Raw genomic sequence first — 23316 nt, 5'->3', positions numbered from 1 at the left:
GAAAGGGCCTCTTCCTACGTCTCGTACAGCCGGTAGAAGCCGGCCGCCGTGTCGCACAGCAGCGCCTGCTTCTCGTGCTCGGAGAAACCGTGCAGCAGCTCCTCGACGGTGGCCGCCCAGCGGGCCCAGCCGCCGGCCAGGACGCAGACGGGCCAGTCGGAGCCGAACATGAGCCGATACGGGCCGAAGGCGGCCAGCAGGGTGTCCCACACCGGCCGGATGTCGGCGATGGTCCACTCGCGGTGATCGGCCTCCGTGATCAGCCCGGACACCTTGCACCGCACCTGCGGGAAGCCGGCCAGCACGCGCACCTTCCGCTGCCAGTCGGGCAGGGTGTCGCGTTGGGCGTGCGGGCCGATGGGCGGCTTGCCCGCGTGGTCCAGGACCAGGGGAAGCTCGGGGAAGCGCTGGGCCAGACGGATGGCCTGCGGGAACTGGTGGCTGCGGATGAGCACGTCGTAGCCGAGGCCCCGGTCCTGGACGGCGCGCAGGCCCCGTTCGACGACCGGCTGCTGCAGCCACTCCGGATCGGGCTCCCCCTGCACCAGGTGCCGCACGGCCCGCAGGTACGAGCCCCCGGTACCGGCGAGGAGCACGTCGAGCATGTCCCCGATGTCGGCCCCCGCGAGATCCGCCCAGCCGACGACCGCGCCGATCAGCGGGTCCTTGTCGGCGAGCACGAGCAGTTCCGCCGTCTCCGGCACGGACGCGACGCACTGGACGAGCACCGTGCGGGTCAGCCACCGGCCCGCGATCGGCCGGATTGCCTCCCGCCGCAGGTCCTCGACGCCGTAGGTGCGGCGGATCGGTTCGAGGCCCGGCTCGTCCAGCCAGGGCTGCGGGCGTCGGCCCAGGTCCCACACGTGGTGGTGGGAGTCGACCAGGGGCAGGAACTCAGACACGGGAGGACCAGACCGGGCCGTCGGGGTAGGAGTACTCCTTGAGGGACTCCGGGTGCATCTGCGCGCTCAGCCCGGGCAGGGTCGGTGCCAGGTAGTGGCCGTCGGTGATGCGCACCGGGTCGACGAAGTGCTCGTGCAGATGGTCGACGTACTCGATGACGCGGTCCTCGGTGGTGCCGGAGACGGCGACGTAGTCGAACATCGACAGGTGCTGCACCATCTCGCACAGGCCCACCCCGCCGGCGTGCGGGCAGACCGGCACGCCGAACTTCGCGGCGAGCAGCAGGATCGCGATGTTCTCGTTGACACCGCCGACGCGCGCCGAGTCGATCTGCACGATGTCCACCGCGCCGGCCTGCAGCAGCTGCTTGAAGACGACCCGGTTGGCGATGTGCTCGCCGGTGGCGACCTTCATGGGGCTGAGCGCCTTGCGGACGGCCGCGTGGCCGAGGATGTCGTCGGGTGAGGTGGGCTCCTCGATCCAGTACGGGTCGTAGGGGGCCAGCTCGCGCATCCAGTCGATGGCGGGCTGGACGTCCCATCTCTGGTTGGCGTCGACCGCGACGCGGATGTCCGGGCCGACGGCCTCGCGGGCGACGCGCATGCGCCGGATGTCGTCCTCCAGGGACGCCCCGACCTTGAGCTTGATCTGGGTGAAGCCGTCGGAGACGGCCTCGCGGGACAGCCGGGCCAGCTTCTCGTCGGAGTACCCGAGCCAGCCCGGGGTGGTGGTGTACGCGGGGTAGCCGCCGTCGATCAGCAGGCCGATGCGCCGCTCACGGCCCGGCTCGGCGCGGCGCAGGATCTCCAGGGCCTCCTCTGGGGTGAGCGCGTCGGACAGCCAGCGGAAGTCCACCTGCGCGACGAGCTCCTCGGGGGACATCTCGCCGAGGAAGCGCCAGACGGGCTTGCCGGCCCGCTTGGCCGCGAGGTCCCAGGCGGCGTTGACGACGGCGCCGGTCGCCATGTGGATGGCGCCCTTCTCCGGTCCCAGCCAGCGCAGTTGGGGATCGTGGACGAGGGAGCGGGAGAAGGCGCCGAGGTCGCCGCAGACCTCCTCGACCGACCGTCCGACGACGTGCGGGGCGAGGGTGGCGATGGCGGCGGCCTGCGCGTCGTTGCCCCGTCCGGTGGTGAAGGCCAGCGCGTGGCCCTCCAGCCCGTCGCCGGCGTCGGTGCGCAGGACCACGTAGGCGGCCGAGTAGTCGGGCTCGGGGTTCATGGCGTCCGAGCCGTCGAGATGCTCCGAGGTGGGGAAGCGGACGTCCAGGACGTCCAGGGCGATGATGCGGGCGGTAGAGGGCACGGCGGAGGACATGGCAGCAACTCCTGTGGGGGCGGGCGGGGCACGCGGCCCCCTGCGACGGGAAGGGCGGGGCGGTCATCGGTGTCCGGCGGCGACGGCCGCCGGGTTCACTCCTGGACCTTGCCGCCCGTGATGCGGGAGATGGTCAGGGCGACCAGGATGATCAGGCCGTTGAGGGCACCGATCCACTGGGCGGGGACACCGGCCAGGGTGAGCACGTTCTGGATCATGAAGAGCAGCAGGATGCCGCTGAAGGCACCGAACACGGTGCCCTTGCCGCCGTTGAGGCTGATGCCGCCGATGACGGCCGCGGCGAAGACGGTGAAGATGTAGCCGTTGCCCTGGGCGGAGGCGACGGAGGCCAGTCGTCCGGAGAGCATCAGGCCCGCGAGGGCGGCGAGCAGGCTGCCGGTGACGATGACGATCCACAGCACCCGGTCGGTGCGGATGCCGGCCGCCTTGGCCGCGTCGACGTTGCCGCCGATGGCGTAGAGCGAACGGCCGAAGCTGGTCCAGCCGAGGACGACGATCGCGACGGCGAACAGGGTCAGGCAGATCCAGATCGAGGCCGGCATGCCGAACCATTGGGCGGTCCCCAGGTACAGCATCGACGACGGCAGCTGGAAGAACGTCTGGCCGCCGGAGATGCCGGTGAGGATGCCGCGCAGCACGATCAGCATGCCGAGCGTGACGATGAAGCCGTTGAGGCCGAAGCGGATGATCAGCACGGAGTTGATGACGCCGATCAGCAGACCCACGGCCAGGGTCACGGGGATCGACAGGCCACCGGGTATGAGCCCGAGGCCGTGTCCGGCTCCGGCCGGCACCACCAGCCAGGCGGCCACGCCGGGCGCGAGACCCATCGTGGACTCCAGGGACAGGTCCATCTTCTTGACGATCAGGATCATCGTCTGCGCGAGGACCAGCAGCGCCATCTCGGACATGGTCTGCAGGACGTTGATGAGGTTGTCGGCCTGCAGGAACACCGGGTTGACGATCTGGCCGACGATCGCGATGGCCACGATCGCGGGAACGAGGGCGAGGTCGCGCAGCCGGGCCAGCGGGATCCGGCCGCCGAGCAGCGCGGTCCGCTTCGCGCGGTGCGCGTCCGTCGCGGTCACGGACGCGTCGGCGACGACGGTTTCAGGCATCGAGGTCCATTCCTTCCATCGCGGCGACGAGGTCGTGGTCGTGCCAGCCTCGGGCGATCTCGTTGGTCACACGGCCCTGGAACATCACCAGGACGCGGTCGCACATGCGCAGGTCGTCGAGCTCGTCGGAGGCGATGAGCACTCCGGTGCCGCTCTGAGCGGTCTCCTCGACCTTGCCGAGGAGGAATTCCTTGGACCGCACGTCCACGCCCGCGGTCGGGTTGATCAGGACCAGCAGCCGGGGGTCGTCGGCCAGGGCACGGGCCATGACGACCTTCTGCTGGTTGCCTCCGGAGAGCCCGGACACCGGCAGCTCAGGGCCCGGTGTCTTGATCGCCAGGTTCCGGATCATGTCCTCGGCGAGCCGGTCCCGCCGGCCGCGGTTCAGGAACCCGTTGGAGCCGAGCCGCTGGGGCACGGACAGCGTGGCGTTGTCCGCGATCGACATGTCGGGCACGAAGCCCTGGTGGTGCCGGTCCTGCGGGACGAACCCGGCACCGGCGGCGAGGGCGGCGGGCACGCTGCCCGGCCGGGGCCGGCGCCCGGCGATCTCGACGTTCCCGGTCGAAGCGGCCCGCAGACCCACGACCGTCTCGGCGACCTCGGTACGGCCGCTGGCGGCGGCCCCCGCGAGTCCGACGATCTCCCCGGCGCCCACCCGGAACGTCACGTCACCGTAGTCGCCGTCGCTGCCCAGCGCGCGCACGGACAGCGCGGGCGGTGCGGTGGGGTTCAGGCTGCTGGGGCGTTCCTGCCGCCGGTCCGCCGCCGCCTCGCCGGTCATGGCGGCGACCAGCTCGGTGCGGGGGAGGCCGGCGACCGGGGCGGTCACGATGTGCCGGGCGTCGCGGAACACCGTGACCATGTCGCAGATCTCATAGACCTCCTGCAGGTGGTGACTGATGAACAGGAAGGTCACGCCCTGGCGTTGCAGGTCGCGGATGCGGTCGAAGAGCCGGTTGATCGCCGCCCCGTCGAGTTGCGCCGTGGGTTCGTCGAGGATGATGAACCGGGCCCCGAAGGACAGCGCCCGGGCGATCTCCACGAACTGCCGCTGCTCCACGTTCAGGTCGCCGGCCGGGCTCTGCGGGTCGACGTCCACCGACCAGGTCGACAGCAGTTCCTGCGCCCGGCGGCGTACGCCCGTCCAGCTGATCAGCCGGTTGCGCCCGTGGTCGTGCCGGTTCAGGAAGAGGTTCTCCGCGACGGTCAGCGTGGGGATGATCGTGGATTTTTGGTAGACGCAGGCCACGCGCTGCCGCCAGGCGTCGCGGTCCGCCAGTCGCGGTGCGGGGCTGCCGCCGAAGGTGACCTTGCCCTCGTCCGGGGACTGCAGGCCCGTGAGGACGGACACCAGGGTGGACTTGCCCGCCCCGTTGCGTCCGACGAGCGCGTGGGTCTCGCCGGCTCTGATGGTGATCCGGGCGCCGTTCAGAGCCACCGTCGGACCGAATCGTTTGACTATGCCCGTCGCCTCGACGATGGGCAGGCCCGTGGAAGCCTGCCCGAGGTCCGCCGGGGCGGGCACGGGGTCCGCTGTTCGCTCCCCGTCCTTCATCTCAACCGCCTAGATCTCGTCAGCCGTCGCTCTGCCGGGGAATGTCAGCCGAGGTTGTTGCCCCAGAGGGCCTTGTCGTCGCTCTTGACGCTGGGGACGCCGCCGTAGGTGCCGCCGTCCGCCGTGACCAGCGGGGCCGAGAGCTGGTCCTCCAGCAGACCGGGACGGACCTGGATGATGGTGCTGTCGTGGTCGGTCTTGCCGGGCTTGAACTTCTTCCCGTCGATCGCGGCCTTCAGGTAGTACAGGGCGTACTTGGCGTAGAGGTCGGCCGGCTGGGAGACGGTGGCGTCGATCTTGCCCGCGGCGATGCTCTTGAGCTCCTCGGGGATGCCGTCGTTGGAGACCACGAACACGTGCTTCTTGTTCTTCGGGTCGACCAGCAGACCGCGCTGCTTGAGCACCTGGAGCGTGCCGGACAGGGCGAAGCTGGACTGCATGTAGACGCCCTTGATGTCCGGGTTGGCCGTGAGGTCGGTCTGGAGCTTCTGGGCCGCTATCGCCCCGTCCCAGTTGGTGGCCTCACCGAAGACCTTGATCCCGGGGTAGTTCTTCTTCATGCACTCGTTGAACGCCTCGGTGCGGTCACGGCCGTTGATCGAGTCGAGGCCGCCCTGGAGCATGACGACCTTGCCCTTGCCGCCCAGCTTGGTGCCGAGGAACTGGCAGGCCTTCTCGCCGTAGGCCCGGTTGTCGGCGCGGACGACCATGTAGACCTTGCCGCTGTCGGGGCGGGTGTCCACGGTGACGACCGGGATCTTCTTCGCCTCCATCTGCGCCAGGGTGGGCGCGATGGCGGCGGTGTCCTGCGGGGCCATCGCGACGCCCTTGACGCCCTGGCTCATGAACGTCTGCGCGTTCGCGGTCAGCTTGGCGACGTCGTTCTGCGAGTTGGTGGTCTTCAGGTCCAGACCCAGCTCCTTGCCGAACTGGGGGGTGTACTTGATGTACGAGTTCCAGAAGTCGGTGTCGGAGCGGGGGTAGTCGACACCCACGAGCGGCTTGTCGCCCGACGACGCGGCGGTGGTGGAGCCGCCGCCGCAGGCGCTGAGCAGCGTCAGTGCGGAGAGGGCGGCGGCCGTCGAGCAGAGAACGGATCTGAGTCTCATCGTTGGATTCCTCGCGCTGGTCCCGTAGCGGAAGTTGTTACGCCGACACGACAGCTGTGTGTCGCTCGTGAAGAGATGGGATGTTTATAGATGGTGTTCGGTCGAGCCGTCTAGAGGCTTGGGTAAAGTTGCTGGTAAAACGCGCAACTCGATCTAGGGCAGGGTCGGTGTGCGGCCTGAGGGGTAGATCCATCCCATCAATATTGAGATGGATCCGTGACACCCGTCACAGCCCTACGAGCTGCCACTCTTGGTTCCAGCCGGTGCCGGCGGGCCACTGGATGACCTTCGCGCGGTTGTCCGTGGAGTTGCCCTGTACGTCCGCGCAGAGCCCGCTCCTGACGTTGACGAGACGGTAGTAGCCGCTGGTGGACGCCGGTACGAGCTTCCACCACTGGTTGGGGGAGTTGGTGTCCGACCACTGGTCCAGAGCCGTGCCGGCGCTGGTGGAGCTCCCGGGGTTGTCCAGCAGCCTGCCGCTGTTGACGTTGGACAGCCGGAACGAGCCGTCGTAGTCGGGCAGCAGCTTCCACTGCTGGTTGGGGCTGCCGGACCAGTCGTACTGGATGACGGAGCCGCCGTTGTCGGTGTAGGAGCCCGCCACCTCCATGACCTTGCTGCTGTTGTGGTTCACCAGCTTGAACGGGCCGGTCAGCAGACCGACGGTGATCGTGGTGACCGTCCCGGCGGTGAGCGACACGACCCGGGCGTGGTTGCCCAAGGGGGACGTCTTCACGGTCGCGGACGTGCTGACGGAGGTCATGCCGCGCCGGCACACGAAGGTGATGTCCTGGTTGATGTCCGAGGTGAGCGAAACGGTGGCGGTACGGGCGCCGGTGTCCCAGGTCAGGGACCGCACGGTGATGCGGTTGCGGCCCCGTACGCCCTTGATGGTGCCGGAGGGCAGCTGGTCCGGGAGGGCCGGGAGGATCTCCAGGACACCGGGGCGTGAGTAGACCAGGGCTTCGCCGAGCACGCCCGGGATGGCGTTGGCGGCGTCGCAGTTGTAGATGTCCAGATTGGGGTTGTGGGACGTCATCAGGGACCGCCACACCATGTTCTTGCCGTAGATCTTCAGGAGGTTGGCGTAGACGCCCGGGGCGTCCTTGAGCCGGGCGCGGGCCAGGGCCCGGTGCAGGCTGCCGTGGGCCGAGTAGTTCTCGTCGCCGCGCAGGTCCAGAGCCCTGCGGGCGTACTTGACGAGGTCGGGCTCCTCCTCGGGGTTGATCTCGTGCAGCGGCCAGGCGCCGTACATGTGGTGGACGTGCCGGTGGTTGTAGCGGTCGGTCAGGCCCGGCCAGGACCATTCGGCCAGCGCCCCGTCGCCGTTGACGGTGTAGTCGGGCAGCTTGGCCAGCAGCGCGGTCCAGCGCTGCACGCCCTGGCCGCTGCCCTGCTCCACGTCGAGCTCGTTCGCCGCGTCGATGGCGGCCTGCAGGGCGTGCTTGCCGGCCATGATGTCGCCGGTGGCGTTGATGGAGAGGTACTGGCCGGTGCTGGCCGGAGAGTTCTCCATGGAGAAGGAGGGGACGAAGACGGCCTTGCCCTCGGAATCGGTACGGGTGAGGAAGTCCTCGTAGAACAGGGCCAGTTCCATCAGGGCGGGACCGAGCTTGTTCTTCAGGAAGTCGGCGTCGCCCGTGACCTGGTAGTACTCCAGCAGCGGGTAGAGCAGCCAGTCGGCACCGCCGGTCCACGCCTCACCCGGGAAGCTGCCGCTGTTGAAGTGCAGCATGTGCCCGTACTCGCCGTCGGTGCGGGACGGGGCGAGGAAGCCGCGGGCGCCGTAGAGGTTGGTGGCGTTGTCCCGCCAGTGGGCCAGCTGGCCGAGGACCAGATCGAAGTAGCCCTGCATGGCGTCGCCGAGATCGAGGATGTTGGCGCCCGCGACTTGCAGGTTGATGTTGGCGTCGGTGGTGATGTCGTCGGCCCAGGAGCCGTTCCAGGTGCCGGTCCAGATCCCGGTCAGGCGTGGTGGCAGGACACCGCTGGAGCTGACGAACAGGTAGCGGCCCGAGTCGTACATGCGCTCCAGCAGCGCACGGTCGATGGTGGAGGAGTTGCTCTTCTGCCGCGCGATCAGGGCACTGGTGGACAGCTGCCGGTCGGCGGTGGAGACGTTCAGGTCGAGGCTGGAGCGGTCGTACATCACCTGGTGCTTCGGGGCATGGCGGCCGAGCAGGGTGGCGTAGTCGGCGGTGAGCGCCGCGAGCGCGGCCTGCAGCGGCTTGGCGTCCCAGCCGGTGGCCGTCTCGTACCGGCCGAGCTTGGTCAGCAGCAGCACCTTGGTGGCCTTGGCGACCACGAGCGTCGCCCCGCTCGCGTTCACGGAGGCGTTGCTGCCGGTGACGACGACCCGGGTGACGCCCTCGTAGCCGTACGCGCCCCCGGACGGATAGGTGCCGCGCAGGTTGAGGTAGCCGTCGGCGCCGCTCTTGGTGGCGGTGGTGGTGTAGGTGACGCTGGTCGGCGCACCTTCCAGGGCGGTGTTGACGCTGATCGTGGTGTCGACGGTGCGACCGGTGGCAGGCAGCAGTTCGTGGACGATGACCTGATCGGCACGGGAGACGAAGACGTGCCGCTTCCAGGTGCCGTACTGATCGGTCCAGGTGTGGGTGACCTCGCCGGTGCGGAAGTCGGTGATCCGGGCGAAGTCGTTGACCGTGGTCATGCCCGGGGTGGACAGCTGCAGTTCGTAACCGGGGTGGAAGGTCTGCGTCCAGCGCAGGTTCCACCCATGGGCGAAGGTCGAGGAGGCACCGGCGTAGTCACCTGTCAGGGCCTTGTCACGGGCTGACTCGAGGTAGGGCGATATCACGGGAGGCATGACGTCCCGGCTGCCGTTGGGCAGGACGAACCGGTGGTGGTTGAAGATCATCTTCTCGAGCGTCGGCGCCCCGTAGTAGACGGCGCCGTACTCGCCGTTGCCGCTCAGGAACCCGTCGGTCCAGGTCGAGGAGGCGGCGTCGTCCCAGATGCCGCGGTCGGGGAGGGTGACCTGGGGCGGCACGGCGGCGGCGGCCGACGGGGCGAAGACGAGGCCGGGCAGGGCCGTGGTGCCGGTCACGAGAGCGGCCGCGGCGAGGAAGTTTCTGCGGCCGAGGGGGCGGTCGGGCAGTGGCATGGTGAAGACTCCGTTGTCCGTGGGCGGGCGCGACGGGCCACGGGCACGGCTGTGCTCATGGTGGTCGCGGATCCGGTGGGGCGAGGGCGGCCTGCCGGGCCGGAGTCATGGCTGTCGGGCGGGGTTCATGAGCGGCGGCAGGAGTCGGAGCCACTGACTCCATCTCGTGAACCCGGCGGGACGAACGCCGATGACATGGGATGAATTAACGGGGATGTTTCCCGGCTTGTCCAGAGCGCGAGCCGCAAAATCTTGACGAGCAGGTGATATGTCGGTTTTGTCAGGCCGTGCGGATGTGGGGGTGACTCCAAGGAGGGGGCTCCGCCCTCGCTACATGGGATGTCTGCTCGGGGCGTCCGATCCCCTCAGACCTGCTTGCCGGAGCGCTTGTCCCGGATCCGTTGGGCGACGTCGCGCAGCTTGACGTTGTGGTGCTGCGAGATGTTGCGCAGCACGCTGAAGGCGTCCTCGTCGCTCATCCCGTGGCGCTCCATGAGGATGCCCATGGCCTCGCCGATGGCGTGCCGGGTCTCCAGCGCGTGTTCGAGCTGGTCGATGGTGCGGGCGTCCGCGAGGGCGACGGCGGCGTGCGAGGCCAGCAGCCAGCCGGCGGTCGCGATGTCGTCGGTGAAGGTGCCCGGGCGGCCGGAGTACAGGTTGAGCGCGCCGAAGTCCTCTTCGTGGGTGTAGAGCAGGACCCCGGTCATGCTGCGGATGCCCAGCTCGCGCGCTGCCTCGGCGTAGCGGGGCCAGTCGGGCTGAGACCGGGTCATGTCCACGATCCGGAACAGGCGCTCGTCGTCCGCGTGGCGTGCCAGATCGAAGCACGGCCCCTCGCCCAGCTCGCCCTGCAGACGGTCCGACTCCTCGACCATGTCGCCGCACGAGGACAGCGTGACGGCACGGCCCTTGCGCACCGCGAGGATCCCCGCCGCGTCACAGCCGTCCACCAGCCGCACGGCCGACGCCACGATCTCGTCCAGCGTCTGCTGCACGGAGTTCTGCTTCAGCAGGGTCCGCGCGAGCACCGCCATCTCCTCGGCGAACTTCTGCCACTCCATGTCGCACCGCCCGCATCGATCACCAGTCCGGCCACCCTACGCACAGCCTTGTCCCTCACCGTCGAAGGCGCCAGAACCACACCAGCGTGGCGTGAGCCGCGCCGTCTTCCGGTTCCGTGCACCGAGCGATCGTGAGCAGTGGCCGCGGTAACGAGATCACGCATCACCTGGGTTGCCGACGATCCCGTCCCATAACCTCGTGTGTGGAGACGTCGGAGGCCGGACGTGTCCACCGTGAGGAGGCGATGGTGCTCGACAGGCGCACGGGCGCGCGGTTGCTCGCGGGCGTCATGCTGGCGGTCTGCATGGTGCTCGTCGGCCCCAGCGCACCGAACGGTGCCCTCTTCGCCGGGGCGCAGCCCGCCGTGGCCGCCAGGGACGTCGTGCCCAACCGGGTCATGACGTGGAACATCTGCAACCCGTGCTCGGCGAGCGACGTGGACAAGGCCGCGGAGATCGCCGCATACGCGCCCCAGGTCGTCGGCCTGCAGGAAGCCTGTGTGCGTGACGTGGAGAGGATCCGGGAGTATCTGGAGAACCTCCACGGGCTGGCCTACCACGTCGAGTACGGGTCGGTGCTGCGCAAATGGGGCCGTTGCGGAGGGACGCCGTGGAGCCCGGGAGCCTTCGGCCAGGCGATCCTGTCGGCCGCGCCGATGACGGACCCGGTCACCGTGGAATATGCCGACGGCGGCTCCGAGGACCGCGGGTACATGGCCGTCACCACCACCGTCGACAGCCGGTCCGTCCGGGTCTTCAACACCCATCTCGCCCAGCGACGCCAGGAGACGGTCCGGGCGGAGCAGATCCGCGTGCTCGCGGCGGAGGTCGCCCGGCACGACCGCGCGATCGCGCTCGGCGACTTCAACGCCGTGCCGGACGCCCCCGAACTGTCCGGCATCTGGGCGCTGGCCACGGACGCCGACCCGCAGTGCCGTCCGTCGCCCGCCGGCAGCTGCCAGCCGACGACCGACTGGCAGAGCAAGTTCGACTACGTGTTCCTGCGAGGCGTGGTCCCGCTCAGGCACCGCGTGCATCCGACCTCGTCCTCGGACCACAGCCTGCTGCACGCCGACCTCGACCTGGGCTGAGGACGTTCAGCGGCCGGCCACGCCCGGCCCGGCCCGCCTCGACCGGACGGTCCGCTTTCCCGGGACCGCAGGTCAAAGGCCCGCACGGGGTGGCGGAATCAACGACGCCGGCCCGCCACGTGGAATCTTGCGCCGTATGGGCATACGGGGAGGGCAAGCAAGCAAGGGACGCCGGCGAGCGGGAGGCCGGCTCGATCAGCAGGGAGGCCGCGATGACGGGGCCGGAGTACACGGAGACCGTTCACGGGCCGTCCGTGCCGACAGCGTCCGTCGCGCCGACCGCGTCCCTGGAAGCCATCGGCGCCGGCGCCTACGTCGTGGACGAGCAGGGCTGCATCATCGCCGTGAACGCCCACACCGAACACCTGCTGGGCCGGCCCGCCGCCGACCTCATCGGACACGACGCGCACGACCTGCTGCATCGCGGCCCGCAGGGGCAGCCCCTGCCGAGAACCCAGTGCGCCATGCGGCAGGCCTTCCACGCCGGGCGCACGGCCCAGGCCGACGAGGACTACTTCGCCCGCGCCGACGGCACCGTGCTGCGCATCTCCTGGCTGATCACGCCGTACGCCCTCGATGGCCGGCACGGCGGCACGCTGGTCGTCTTCCACGCCCCCGACCACCCGCACGTCGCCGAGCCGCAGCCGGAGCCGGCGGCGCATCCGCTGTCGGAGCTGGCACGGCTCGCCCTGCTGGCCGAGACCACCACGCAGCTGACCTCCACGCTCGACGTGGACGAGGCGCTGCGGCGGCTGGTGAACCTGGTCCTGCCCCGCCTCGCGGACTGGGCGGTCATCGACCTGATCACGGAGCGGGACGAGGTGTGGCGCACCGTCGTGGTCCACGCCGACGGCGAGAAGCTCACCCACCACGAGGACCTGCAGGGACCGATGCCGCCGATCCCCGAGGAATCCCCGATGCCCCTGTCCAGGGCCCTGCGCGGGGTCGCCTCCAACCTGGCCGGCCCGCAGACCTACCAGGGGGCACCGGACTCCGGCATCGCGGTGGAACAGCGCCGCCTGTTCGACGTCACCGGGATGCGCTCCGCCGCCATCGCGCCCATTCGCAGCACCCGCGCCGTCCTGGGAGCACTCACGCTGGGCCGCGACGAGACATCGACGCCCTTCACGTCCGTGGACCTCCCCCTCATCGAGGACATCGCGCGCCGGGCCGGTCTGGCCCTGGACAACGCCCGCCTCTACCAGCGCCAGCGCAAGGTCGCCGAGACCATGCAGAACCATCTGCTGCCGCAGATGCCGGGCGTCTCCGGCCTGCAGATGACCGTCCGCTACCTGCCCGCACCCGACGCCTCCCAGGTCGGCGGCGACTGGTACGACGCCTTCCCCCTGTCCGACGACTCCACCGCCCTGGCCATCGGGGACGTCGTCGGCCACGACCTCGAGGCGGCGGCCGGCATGGCACAGGTCCGCAACATGCTCCGCGCCTACGCCTGGTCCCAGCACGAGCCGCCCAGCCGGATCGTCGAACGGCTCGACGAGGCGATCCAGCACATCACCGACGTCACCATGGCCACCACGATCTTCGCCCGGGTCGAACCGGCCGACGACGGCTGGCGGCTGTCCTGGACCAACGCCGGCCACCCTCCGCCGCTGCTGATCAGCCGGGACGGCCTGGCCCACTACCTCACCGACGGCCACGGCATCCTGCTGGGCACCCAGACCGGCACCCGGCGCCCGGACGCCACCGCGCAGCTTCCGCCCGGTTCCACCCTGGTGCTGTACACGGACGGACTCGTCGAAGCGCCCCGCCGCACCCTCGACGAGGGACTGGACCGACTGCGCCAGCACGCCGCCGCCCTGGCCCACCGGCCCCTCGCCTCGTTCACCGACCAGCTCCTGCGCCGCGTCCGCCCCGCAGGCAACGACGACGACGTCGCCGTCCTGGCCCTGCGCGTCCCCGACAGCTGACCGCAGGGGAGAGGGCAGGCCTCGCCGAACGGCTCAAGCCACCTGCGGCGCTCCTCCCCGAAGCCCCGGCGTACAACCCGGACACCGCGTCCGTCCGGCACGGCCGGGCCTCCGTGCGGGGCGGTTCCCACGCGTGAAGCGCCCGTGAAAACCCGGTGGAGAGCATGTCGGTGGGTCCGCCTATGCTGCACCGGAAGATCACGGGGTACCAGGGGAGGGCGCGGCATGTTCGGCAAGCTGTTCGGCAGGGGCGGGGAGAGACCGGCGGCCGATCCGCACGTCCTGCCCGCCCCGCGCAGGCAGAAGAACGGGATGTACACGCTGCGCGCGCTCGGGGACGCACGGGTGCTCGCCCTGGTGGAGGCGGCGGACGCGGGTGACTGGGACGCCGTCAAGGGGGCACTGGCCCCGTTCGACCTGGGCCGCGACCACCGGGTCCTGGGCGAGCTCGCCGTGCTGGACGGCGTGCAGGACTGGATCGGCCGGGCCGTCGCGGAGGAGAAGGAGCACCGGGCGGCGGCCCTGCTCATATCCGGGGCGCGCCACATCACCTGGGGCTGGGAGGCGCGTACCGCCGAGCTCGCCGTGAACGTCACCCGGGACCAGTGGCGGGTCTTCCACGAGCGGCTCGAGATCGCCGAGGAACACCTTTTGCAGGCCGCCGAGCTGCGGCCGGAGTGGGTCACGCCCTGGCGTCAGCTCCTCACCTCCGGCCGGGGCATGTCGCTGGACTCCGCCGTCAACCGGACCCGCCGCGACGCGGCGCTGCGCCGCGACCCCCTGGACCTGGAGACCCACCTGGAGTGGGTGTCGCAGTTGCAGCCCCGCTGGGGCGGCGAGCCGGGGCAGGCCCTGGCGTTCGCCCAGGAAGCGGCCTCCCGCGCCCCTGAGGGGCACCGCCTCGGCTGCGTGATCGCCATGGCGTACATCGAGGAGTGGGTCGAGTCGGACCGCGGCGACTACCTCCACACCGACGAGATCCGGGCGCAGTTGCGGGAAGCGGCCGACTACAGCATCCTCCACCCCGCTTATGTGTGGCGCCCCGGCTGGCAGCAGGACTTCAACATGTTCGCCATGGCCCTGTCCCTGGCCGGCGAGCGCCACACGGTCCGGCGGGTCTTCCAGACCCTGGACGGCGCGTACACCAAGTGGCCGTGGACCTACTTCGCCGAGCCCGAGAAACAGTTCGCCCAGCGGCACCGCCGCACCTGAGCAGCCGGGCCAGGAGCCTGCGCGCACCCGCCCGCGCCCGAGTCGGTGCTGGTGCCCGCACCGCCCGAGCCGAGCAGCCCGTAGCCCGGTGCGCACCGCACACCCCGCGTCCGAGCGCCCCCGCCGCACCACCCGGCCTCGTCACACCCGCCGGCCCCGCCGCCCTGGTACCGCCGGCGCCGCGCGCCATCCCCTCGCCCCTCCCACCCCGGACTGCCCCATGACTCTCCACGACACCGTCCCGAACCCGCCGTCCGACGCCGACCGCACCTTCCAGGTGGATCTGCGCGGCCTCGTCGACCTCCTCTCCCACCACCTCTACTCCAGCCCGCGCGTCTACCTGCGCGAACTGATGCAGAACGCGGTGGACGCACTGACCGCCCGGCACGCCCTGGAACCCGCCGCCCCCGCCGACGCCTTCGGCGTACGCCTGCACGCCGACGGCTCGGTGGTACGCGTCGAGGACGACGGCGTCGGTCTCACCGAGGCAGACGTGCACGGCTTCCTCGCCACCATCGGCCGCAGCAGCAAGCGCGCCGACCGCATCGCCGAGCAACGGGGCGACTTCATCGGCCAGTTCGGCATCGGCCTGCTCTCCTGCTTCCTGGTCGCGGACGAGATCCACGTGTTGAGCCGCTCCGCCCGTACCCCCGACGCACCCGCCGTGGAGTGGCGTGGACGCGGCGACGGCAGCTACACCGTCCGCACCCTGCCCGCCTCCACCCGGCCCCGGCCCGGCACCACCGTCACCCTGACCCCCCGCGCCGACGCGGGGGAGTGGACCCGGCCGGCACAGGTGCACGCACTGGCCCGCCACTTCGGCTCCCTGCTGCGCCACCCGGTCACCTTCGACGACGGCACCGGCGGTACGGACCGCTCCGGCACGTCCGTCAATCCCGAGCCCGCCCCCTGGGCGCGTACGTACCCCACACCGGGAGCCCGTTCCCGGGCCCTGGCCGCCTACGGCGAGGAGGCCTTCGGCTTCCAGCCGCTGGACACCATCGAGCTGGACCTGCCGGCCGTGGGCCTGAAGGGCATCGCCTGCGTCCTGCCCGAGACGGTGCCGGCCGGGCGCCGCCACGGCCACCGCGTGCACGTCAAGGGCATGCTGCTGTCCGAGCAGGCCGAGGAGATCCTGCCCGACTGGGCGTTCTTCGTCCGCTGTGTCGTCGACGCCGAGAGCCTGCGCCCCACGGCGTCCCGCGAGTCCCTCTACGAGGACGCCACCCTCGCCGCCGTCCGCGACGCCCTCGCCGAGCGGCTGCGCGACTGGATCGCCCGGACCGCCGCCGGCGACCCGGACCTGCTCGGCCGCTTCCTCCAGGCCCACCACCTGGCAGCGAAGTCCCTCGCGGTGCACGACGACGAGATCCTGCGGATGCTGCTGCCCTGGCTGCCGTTCGAGACGACCGACGGGCACTGCACCCTCGACGAGTTCGCCCGCACCCACCGCACCGTGCTGGTGACGTCGAGCGTGGAGGAGTTCCGCCAGGTCGCCGCGATCGCCTCGGCCGCCGGGCTCGGCGTCGTCAACGGCGGCTACACCTACGACCGCGAACTGGTCCACCGGCTGCCCGAGATCAGGCCCGAGGCCAGTGTCGCCGACCTCGACCCGGCGACCCTCACCGCCCACCTCGACCCCGTCGACCGGGAGACCGAGCTCGCCGCCGCGGCGTATCTCGCGCAGGCCCGCGACGCCCTGGCCGTCTTCGACTGCGACGTCGCCCTGCGCACCTTCCAGCCCGTCTCCGCGCCCGCCCTCCTCATCGACAGCCGTGAGGCCCGGCACGAACGCACCCGCTCCCAGCTCGCCCGTGAGCAGGAGGGCGGCCTGTGGGGCGACATCCTCGGCGCCCTGCGCCACGAGGCACCGCGGGCCCAGCTGATCCTCAACCAGCTCAACCCGCTGGTCCGCACCGCCGTCGCCATCGACGAGCCCGAACTCGCCCGCACCAGCGCCGAAGCCCTCTACGGGCAGGCCGCGATGCTGTCCCGGCGCCCGCTCCGGCCCGCCGAATCGAGCCTCATCAACCGCTCCTTCCTCGACCTGCTCGCCCACGCCCTCCGCAAGGACAGCTGACGATGCCCACCGCACCCCACCCCCAGACCACCGACGAGCTGTACCAGGCGCTCCAGGAGAACCAACGGCGCCCCTACGGCCGCACCCGCACCGTCACCGCGGAGGAACTCACCGACGCTGCCGAGCAGTTCGATGACCCTGCCCCGCTCGTCCGCGCGCTCCTCGAACTCCAGGAGGCGTACACCTACGGCTCCGAGCCCCGGAAGTCGCCGGTCGTCTTCGCACGTCTGCTCACCCTCTTCGACGAGCAGCCCGACGTCTTCGACGAGCGCCTGCGCCACATGCTGTTCTGGCGGTTCAAGTGGGTGTCCAACGCCCTGCGCGCCCTGCCCGAGATACCGCTGACCAGCCTGCGCCAGTGGCTCACGGAGATGCGCGACCGCTACGAGAAGGCCGGCCTCGGCCTCCAGCCCTACTATGGCGAGGCGTACCAGCTCGCCGCCCACGTCGGTGAGGACACCACCCTCGCCTACGAGCTGTGGGCGGCCCGCACTCGCACCCGGCTCAGCGACTGCGAGGCCTGTGAGATCTGCCGGCGCGCCCGCCACCACCTCGCCGCGGGCGACGACGAGCGGGCCCTGCGGGCCTGGGAGCCCGTCCTCGCCGGCCAGGAGTCGTGCCAGGAGGAGCCCGCCCGCTCCCTGTCGTACGCGCTGCTGCCCCTGCTGCGGACCGGCCGCGCCGACCGGGCCCGCGAACTGCACCTCGCCGGTTACCGCGGCTGCCGCCGCAACCCCTCGATGTCCGGGGAGGTGGGCCGGCACCTGGAGTTCTGCGCGCTGACCGGCAACGAGGCCCGCGGCCTGGAGCTGCTCGCCGAGAACCGGAACCTGTTCGACGAGGTCGACTCGCCGCTCGACCAGCTCGACTTCCTCACCGGCGTGGAGGTCCTGCTCCAGCGCGTCGAGCTCCTTGGCCACGGCGAGCTGCCCGCCGCCGGATACGCGGGCCGCACCTGGACCGCCGCCGGTCTGCGCGCCGAGGTAAGCAGCCGCGCCGACGACCTCGCCGCCCGCTTCGACGCCCGCAACGGAACCACGGCCCACACCGGCCGCCGCAGGGACCGCCTGGACCGCGCCCCGCTTCTGGACACCCTGGAGCTGACCCTGCGCACCCGCGGCCTCGACGACGTGACCCCGGCCGCCACCGCTGCCCCGACGGCCCCCGCCGTACCCGAGTCGCTCACCGAACTCATCCTGCGCGCACGGGCGCTGGACGAGCAGGGCCACCCGGACGCGCGGGCCTGCTGGGCGCGGCTGCGCACACTCGCCGCCGCCCGCGACTACACCCACCCCGACGACCCGGCCGTCGGACCGCTCGCCCGGCTGCGCGCCGACCTGCTGGCCGAAGAGGCGAACCGGGCGCACGAGAGGGACCGGTTCACCGACGCCGCCGCCCTGAACGAGGAGGCCGCGGCCCTGTACGACGACGCCGGCGCGCCGGGCGACGCCGCAGTCACCCGGGCCGGCCTTCTGCTCGCACACGCCGAGATCCTCGCGGAGGGCGCCGACGGACCGGAGACGAAGGCCGCCGCCCTCACCGACGCCCACGCGTCCATGGTCCGCGCGCACGAGGAGACGCCCGGCCTCACCCCGCATCAGGAGGCACGCCTGCTGCGGCTGCGGGCGACCGCGCTCGCCCTGCGTCTGCAGACGACCCGGAGCCAGGAGCACGTCGCGCCGGTCTTCGCCGAGGCGGACCTGCTCACCGCGTTCGCCGCCCGGCACGACATCGCCGGGCAGATCTCCGGCGCACACATGCTGCGGGCCACCACGTACGCCCTCTCCGGTGACCTGCCCGCCGCGGTCACCGAGGCCGATGCCCTCCTGGACCGGCTGAAGGCCCAAGGCCCCGCCTGGCACCTGCCCCGCACGCTCGGACTGCGCGGCCGGCTCCGGCTCGTCCTCCAGGACCCCCAGGCGGCGTACGCCGATCTGGCCGAGGGCCTGCGCCTGGCCGCCGACTGGTCGGCCGAGGCGGTCGGCACCACCCGCCTGCACGCCGACCTGGCCGAGGCCTGCATGCACCTGGGCCGGCCCGAGGAGGCGCTGCGGCACCTGACGCGCGCGGCGGAGCTGGACCTGTGGCACGGCAGCCGGACCGACGCGTACTGCACCTACGGCAACGCCGCCCAGCTCAGCCTCGACCTGGGCCGCGTCGAGGACTGCATCGCGCTGCTCGACTCCCTGCTGGCCGAACCGGACGTGGCCGCCGGAGAGCTGGACGACCGGCTCGTGGCCCAGCTGCGTCTGACCCGCGCCCGAGCTCTGCACACGGGTGAAGACCTCAAGGCCGCCACGGCGGAGTTCGTCGCGCTCGCGGCCGAGTCGGCCGGCTGGGACGACGACCCGGGCAGCCACGCCATGATCGCCGCGGAGACGGCCGTGCTCCTCGCCGAGTCCGGTGAGTTCGGCCGGGCCCGCGAGGCCGCCGGCCAGGCGCTCGCCGCCCACGCCGAGGACCCGCGCTACGAGCACCTCAGCAACTCCCTGCGTGAACTCGCCCGTCTCCAGGCGCAGCAGCAAGGCGCGGACGGACTGCCCGACGCCCTCGCCGTCCTCGCCGACGCCGGCCGCGTCGCCGACGAGGCCCGTGCCGCCGGGTACGAGGCCCACGGCCGTTCCCTGGACACGGCCCTGGCCTACGAGTACGGGCGGGTCAACGCCTACGCCGGCGCGTACGAGGACGCCCTGACGGCTCTGGACCAGGCACTCACCCTGCTAGGCGAGCCGGGAAGGGACGACGACCGGGCCGGCGAATGGGCCGAGTGCGTACGCCTCGCGGGCGTCGTGGAGGGCCTCTACCTGGAGCGTCCCGCCCCCGCTCTCACCCGGCTGGACGCGGCCGTCGTCCGCCTGACCGCCCTGGGCCACACCGAGGAGACCGAGTCGCTGACCGCACTGGCGGCCCGGTTGCGCGACGAGGAGTGACGGGCGGGGTGATATTCGCTGGTCGGAGGATCGGTGCGGCGCACATACTGACGCGGTGGATCCAGTGACACTTGAGACCGGGCGTCTGGTGCTGCGGGCCTTCGAGCCGGGCGACGTGGACGCGGTGCACGACGCCTGCCAGGACGAGGACATCCAGTTCTACACACCGGTGCCGGTGCCCTTCCGGCGGCAGCACGCCGAGAAGAGCGTTCTCGAGGAGTGGCCCGAGGGCTGGGCCGCCGACAAGGACTACGTCCTCGGGGCGTTCCGCAAGGACAGTGCGGCTCTCGTCGGCTCGTACTGCCTGACCAAGGTGAGCGCGGGCGTCTACGAACTCGGCTACTGGGCGGTCAAGGAGCAGCGCGGCCAGGGCTACTCGGTCGAGGCCGCGCGGGCGCTGTGCGACTGGGGGTGGGCCACGCTCGACGTCCACCGCATCGAATGGTGGGCCATGACCGGCAACACCGGATCGCGTGCCGTCGCCGAGCGACTGGGCTTCACCCTCGAAGGGACGCTGCGCAACCGCGGCATCGCCAACGACGGCAAGCCGCACGACTGGTGGGTCGGCGGACTGGTACGGGCCTGACGTGGAGCGCGGGGAGCGAAAGGGCAGCGCCGGGCGCGCTGTGAAGGTGGGCCTGCTGATGGCGTGCGTACCGGGCCTCCCGTGGGCCGCTCTCGCCCTGGGGGTGGCCCTGGTGGAGTTCCTCCGGGGAGGGGACACGCCGCCCGGGACCTGCGCTACAGCGGCTTGCTCACGGGAGGAAGCCTGCTGGCCGGTGTGCTGATGGGCCTGGTCCTCGCCGGTGGACTGGCCGTCGCGGCTCGTGTCCTCACCCGCCGGTGGGCACTCACCCTCGTGGGAGCACTGCTCGGGGCGCTCGTCTTCCCCGCCGAGTTCGTGGCCGTCGCGATCGGCACGGACGGGGCCGTCGCCCAGCTCGGCACGACCTTCCTCGCTTGGCCGTTCATGACGGCGGTGGCGGCACTGCACAGCACGGACATCGCGGGCCGCACCCGCAAGCGCACCTGGCTGTGGGCACCCGGCCGCGGGCCGGCGCCGGTGGCCGTCCGCTCGGTGCCCGAACCGCGTCACGGTCCCTCGTAGGGTGCCCTCCGTGAGGGTGGGGACCGAACAGACCCGGCTCATCGTGCTGCGGGGCAACAGCGGGGCGGGGAAGTCGTCCGTCGCGGCCGGGGTGCGTGAGAGGTTCGGGCGGGGGCTGGCGCTGGTGGGGCAGGACAACCTGCGCCGGGTCGTGCTGCGGGAGAGGGACCAACCCGGCGCGGCGAACATCGGCCTGATCGATCTGACGGCCCGCTACGCCCTCGACGCCGGGTACCACGTCCTGGTCGAGGGGATCCTGTACGCCGACCGCTACGGCGAGATGCTCACCCGGCTGCGCGCCGACCACCGCGGGCCGACCCACGCGTACTACCTGCACGTGCCGTTCGAGCAGACCCTCGCCCGTCATGCCGGCAAGCCGATCGCCAACGAGGTCGGCGAACCGCAGCTGCGCGAGTGGTACCGCGAACTGGACCTGCTGCCCGGCGGCATCGAAACCGTCATCGGCGCCGACAGTGCCCTGCCGCGGACCGTGGACCGCATCATGCTCGACACGGGGCTGGCCGGTCTGCCGGAGACTGATCTCTAGCACGACTCACCCGTCCGCACGCGCCGGACAGGGCGTGGGCGGTGCGACGCGGTGAGGATGGGCGGTGCCGGACGCCCGCACCGGCGGCTCGGTGCTGCCTGGTGGGACGTGTGGCTGTCGCTGCCCGTACGCGCGAGGGAGAGGTATGACCGAGACCGAGGAGGCCGGGGCCATCTCTGCCGGGGCCGCGTCGCCGGCGGCACACGGTGACCCGGGTACGGGCACGGTCGATCTCCGGCGCGTCGGGGCGAACCCCGACTTCTGGTACCCGGTCGCCCTGGCGAAGAACGTGCGGCGCGAGCGAGCGTTCGCGGCGACGTTCGCCGGCGAGCGCATCGCGCTCTACCGCGGGCGGAGCGGCACCGTGTACGCGCTGGAGGACCGGTGCGCCCACCGGCAGGTGCCGCTGAGCATGGGCGTGGTGGAGGGCGAGACCCTCCGCTGCTGCTATCACGCCTGGGCCTATCGCGGCGACGGCCGCATCTCGCAGATCCCGTACCTCTCCAAAGGAGACGGCCGGCCCCCGCGCGGCGTGCGCGGCTACCCCGTGCGCGAGGCCTACGGCCTGGTCTTCGTGTTCCCCGGCGACCCGGACAAGGCGGCCGCCGCTCCGCTGCCCGACCTGCCGGCGTTCGGCTCGCCGCGGTACAGGACGATGACGTACTCCCGGACCGTGCACTGCCACTACTCGTTCATGCACGAGAACCTGCTCGACATGAACCACCAGTTCCTGCACCGGGGCGTGGTCGGGAAACTCCGTCCCGAGCTGCTCGACTCCCGTACCGACGAGCGGTCGGTGGAGGCCAGGTACCTGTTCAGCCACGCCGGGGGGAAGCGCAACCGCGGGGCCAGCCTGCTGGCCGCCGAGGGGATCGGCGGCAGCGACTCCAGCGACGTCATGACGATCCGCACCGAGTACCCGTACCAGATCCTGGACCTCGTCCCGGAGAACGCCGAGCGGCCGGCCTTCCGCCTCTGGGTCGCCTACGTCCCCGAGGACGCCGAGCAGCGCCGCTGCCACACCTTCGGCCTGCTCATGATCGAGAAGCCGCGGATTCCCGGCGCTCTGCGGTTGGCCTGGCCTCTCATCAGGCGTTTCACCGAGCGGGTGTTCGCCGAGGACCGGATGGCCGTCGAGGCGGAGCAGCGGGCCTGGGACGAGCAGGGCGAGGACCGCAATCGCGAGGTGTTCTCCCTGATCCTGGACGTCCGCGAGGTGCTGCGCACCAACGGCGTTCCCATCCGCCCCCGGGCTGCCGCGTGCGGCGCCGCCTCGCTCTGCACCGGGCAGGACCGCGATCCGGCGGCGATGGCCGACACCCCCTGAGGGTGCGGACGCGTACCCGTGGGGCTCAGGCGAAGAACTCCCGCAGCAGCCTGTTGAGTTCGGCGGGTCGCTCGGTCAGCAGGGAGTGGTGCGAGGCACCGGGCAGGGTGACGACGCGCGCCGAGGCCAGGAGCCGGCGTGCGGCGGCCGCCGCACGCAGCGGATCGTGGGCGCGGCTGTGTTCCGCCAGGAGCACCAGGGCCGGGACGGTGCATTCCGCGAGTTCCCGCGCCTTGGGGCGCCGCATGGCCACGACCTTCGACCGGTGGGCGGTGGCTGTGCTCCCCAGGAACGCCCGCCACACCGGATCCTCGGGGTCACGGCCGGACTCCCACCGGTGGAAGGCGAGCACCCGCTCGGCGCTGGGCCTCAGCAGCATCGGCAGGGCGCGGGCGAGGTAGCGCGGGCTCATACCGGTGAAGCAGTTGACCGGGTCGAGCAGCGCGAGCCTGCCGAGCCGATGGGGCGCGTGCAGTGCGTAGCGCAGGGCGATCCAGGCGCCGTACGAGTGGCCGCACAGGTGCGCGCCGTCCAGGTCCAGCGCGTCGAAGAGGGCGTCGAGCCAGGCCGTGAGGTCCGCCGCGCCGCGTAGCGGTGCTCCGTCGTGGACGCTGCGGCCGATGTCGCCCATGAGGTCGACGGCATGGACGCGGTGCCTGGCGGACAGGGCACCGGCATTTGCGAACCAGGCGGCCGAGGTGGTTCCGCCGCCGGGCAGCAGGACGAGCGGGGTTCCGTCCTCGCGACCGCTGATCTGGACCCGGGTGCTGCCGTAGGGGGTGGGGACGTCGACGCCGTGCACCTCTCCCGGCCACTGTCGCAGGACGTCGTCGTACGCCCTGAAGAACGCTGCCGTGTCATCCATGTCCCCGCCCCGTATGA

The 23316-nt window shown here is 71.5% G+C and carries 17 protein-coding genes; 9 read left to right on the top strand and 8 right to left on the bottom strand.

The window, feature by feature from the left end; genetic code table 11:
• Window positions 1-14: 14 nt before the first annotated feature.
• The 7 genes from ABTX60_RS21585 to ABTX60_RS21555 form a co-directional block, all read right to left on the bottom strand.
• Window positions 15-902 (bottom strand): amidohydrolase family protein, encoded by an 888-nt coding sequence (locus ABTX60_RS21585; RefSeq protein WP_352098622.1) that lies wholly within the window; start codon window positions 900-902, stop codon window positions 15-17.
• The gene (locus ABTX60_RS21580; RefSeq protein ID WP_352098621.1) at window positions 895-2220 is read right to left on the bottom strand and encodes an L-fuconate dehydratase; all 1326 of its coding nucleotides are present in this window, start codon (window positions 2218-2220) and stop codon (window positions 895-897) included. Before ABTX60_RS21580 ends, ABTX60_RS21585 begins: the two co-directional genes overlap by 8 nt.
• Window positions 2221-2315: 95 nt before the next feature.
• Entirely contained in the window at window positions 2316-3359 is a 1044-nt protein-coding gene (locus ABTX60_RS21575; protein WP_352098620.1) for an ABC transporter permease, read from the bottom strand.
• On the bottom strand, window positions 3352-4917 hold the full coding sequence (locus ABTX60_RS21570) for a sugar ABC transporter ATP-binding protein (protein ID WP_352098619.1): 1566 nt from the start codon (window positions 4915-4917) through the stop codon (window positions 3352-3354). The genes ABTX60_RS21575 and ABTX60_RS21570 overlap by 8 nt, the downstream gene beginning before the upstream one ends.
• 44 nt (window positions 4918-4961) lie before the next feature.
• A complete protein-coding gene (locus ABTX60_RS21565; RefSeq protein ID WP_352098618.1) occupies window positions 4962-6026 on the bottom strand; it encodes a sugar ABC transporter substrate-binding protein in 1065 nt (354 codons plus the stop codon).
• Between the two features lie 226 nt (window positions 6027-6252).
• Window positions 6253-9150: a glycosyl hydrolase family 95 catalytic domain-containing protein gene (locus ABTX60_RS21560; protein WP_352098617.1), complete on the bottom strand. Its 2898-nt coding sequence runs from the start codon at window positions 9148-9150 to the stop codon at window positions 6253-6255.
• A 365-nt stretch (window positions 9151-9515) separates the two neighbouring features.
• On the bottom strand, window positions 9516-10211 hold the full coding sequence (locus tag ABTX60_RS21555; RefSeq protein WP_352098616.1) for an ANTAR domain-containing protein: 696 nt from the start codon (window positions 10209-10211) through the stop codon (window positions 9516-9518).
• 245 nt (window positions 10212-10456) lie between these two features.
• Between ABTX60_RS21555 and ABTX60_RS21550 the strand changes: the two genes are divergently transcribed.
• The 9 genes from ABTX60_RS21550 (at window position 10457) to ABTX60_RS21510 (ending at window position 22434) form a co-directional block, all read left to right on the top strand.
• Window positions 10457-11302, top strand: coding sequence for an endonuclease/exonuclease/phosphatase family protein (locus ABTX60_RS21550; protein ID WP_352098615.1), 846 nt, complete (start codon window positions 10457-10459; stop codon window positions 11300-11302).
• A 212-nt stretch (window positions 11303-11514) separates the two neighbouring features.
• Window positions 11515-13230 carry a SpoIIE family protein phosphatase gene (locus tag ABTX60_RS21545; protein WP_352098614.1) on the top strand — a complete coding sequence of 572 codons (1716 nt, stop codon included), beginning with the start codon at window positions 11515-11517 and terminating at the stop codon, window positions 13228-13230.
• Window positions 13231-13455: 225 nt separating this feature from the next.
• Complete coding sequence (locus ABTX60_RS21540; RefSeq protein WP_352098613.1) at window positions 13456-14442, top strand: hypothetical protein; 987 nt, start codon at window positions 13456-13458, stop codon at window positions 14440-14442.
• Between the two features lie 220 nt (window positions 14443-14662).
• Complete coding sequence (locus ABTX60_RS21535) at window positions 14663-16522, top strand: HSP90 family protein (RefSeq protein WP_352098612.1); 1860 nt, start codon at window positions 14663-14665, stop codon at window positions 16520-16522.
• Between the two features lie 2 nt (window positions 16523-16524).
• Window positions 16525-19452: a hypothetical protein gene (locus ABTX60_RS21530; RefSeq protein ID WP_352098611.1), complete on the top strand. Its 2928-nt coding sequence runs from the start codon at window positions 16525-16527 to the stop codon at window positions 19450-19452.
• A 55-nt stretch (window positions 19453-19507) separates the two neighbouring features.
• Window positions 19508-20038, top strand: coding sequence for a GNAT family N-acetyltransferase (locus ABTX60_RS21525; protein ID WP_352098610.1), 531 nt, complete (start codon window positions 19508-19510; stop codon window positions 20036-20038).
• A 165-nt stretch (window positions 20039-20203) separates the two neighbouring features.
• Window positions 20204-20560, top strand: coding sequence for a hypothetical protein (locus tag ABTX60_RS21520; RefSeq protein ID WP_352098609.1), 357 nt, complete (start codon window positions 20204-20206; stop codon window positions 20558-20560).
• Window position 20561: 1 nt separating this feature from the next.
• Complete coding sequence (locus ABTX60_RS21515) at window positions 20562-21107, top strand: AAA family ATPase (protein WP_352098608.1); 546 nt, start codon at window positions 20562-20564, stop codon at window positions 21105-21107.
• A gap of 145 nt (window positions 21108-21252) precedes the next feature.
• A complete protein-coding gene (locus ABTX60_RS21510) occupies window positions 21253-22434 on the top strand; it encodes a Rieske 2Fe-2S domain-containing protein (RefSeq protein ID WP_352098607.1) in 1182 nt (393 codons plus the stop codon).
• A 25-nt stretch (window positions 22435-22459) separates the two neighbouring features.
• Here ABTX60_RS21510 and ABTX60_RS21505 read toward each other — a convergent pair whose 3' ends face one another.
• Window positions 22460-23299: an alpha/beta fold hydrolase gene (locus ABTX60_RS21505; RefSeq protein ID WP_352098606.1), complete on the bottom strand. Its 840-nt coding sequence runs from the start codon at window positions 23297-23299 to the stop codon at window positions 22460-22462.
• Window positions 23300-23316: the final 17 nt, after the last annotated feature.

Origin of the sequence: Streptomyces sp. NPDC126510 (genome assembly GCF_040302345.1) — a bacterium.
In the GTDB taxonomy this organism is placed as follows: Bacteria; Actinomycetota; Actinomycetes; order Streptomycetales; family Streptomycetaceae; genus Streptomyces.
The sequence above is the reverse complement of the archived record's forward strand: the minus strand, read 5'-3'. Positions and strand labels throughout refer to the sequence as shown.

Excerpts from the sequence above, each read along its gene's own strand:
- ABTX60_RS21580 (WP_352098621.1), bottom strand. The coding sequence starts at position 2,220 with ATGTCCTCCGCCGTGCCCTCTACCGCCCGCATCATCGCCCTGGACGTC.
- ABTX60_RS21575 (WP_352098620.1), bottom strand. The coding sequence starts at position 3,359 with ATGCCTGAAACCGTCGTCGCCGACGCGTCCGTGACCGCGACGGACGCG.
- ABTX60_RS21570 (WP_352098619.1), bottom strand. The coding sequence starts at position 4,917 with ATGAAGGACGGGGAGCGAACAGCGGACCCCGTGCCCGCCCCGGCGGAC.
- ABTX60_RS21565 (WP_352098618.1), bottom strand. The coding sequence starts at position 6,026 with ATGAGACTCAGATCCGTTCTCTGCTCGACGGCCGCCGCCCTCTCCGCA.
- ABTX60_RS21560 (WP_352098617.1), bottom strand. The coding sequence starts at position 9,150 with ATGCCACTGCCCGACCGCCCCCTCGGCCGCAGAAACTTCCTCGCCGCG.
- ABTX60_RS21555 (WP_352098616.1), bottom strand. The coding sequence starts at position 10,211 with ATGGAGTGGCAGAAGTTCGCCGAGGAGATGGCGGTGCTCGCGCGGACC.
- ABTX60_RS21550 (WP_352098615.1), top strand. The coding sequence starts at position 10,457 with ATGGTGCTCGACAGGCGCACGGGCGCGCGGTTGCTCGCGGGCGTCATG.
- ABTX60_RS21545 (WP_352098614.1), top strand. The coding sequence starts at position 11,515 with ATGACGGGGCCGGAGTACACGGAGACCGTTCACGGGCCGTCCGTGCCG.
- ABTX60_RS21540 (WP_352098613.1), top strand. The coding sequence starts at position 13,456 with ATGTTCGGCAAGCTGTTCGGCAGGGGCGGGGAGAGACCGGCGGCCGAT.
- ABTX60_RS21535 (WP_352098612.1), top strand. The coding sequence starts at position 14,663 with ATGACTCTCCACGACACCGTCCCGAACCCGCCGTCCGACGCCGACCGC.
- ABTX60_RS21530 (WP_352098611.1), top strand. The coding sequence starts at position 16,525 with ATGCCCACCGCACCCCACCCCCAGACCACCGACGAGCTGTACCAGGCG.
- ABTX60_RS21510 (WP_352098607.1), top strand. The coding sequence starts at position 21,253 with ATGACCGAGACCGAGGAGGCCGGGGCCATCTCTGCCGGGGCCGCGTCG.
- ABTX60_RS21505 (WP_352098606.1), bottom strand. The coding sequence starts at position 23,299 with ATGGATGACACGGCAGCGTTCTTCAGGGCGTACGACGACGTCCTGCGA.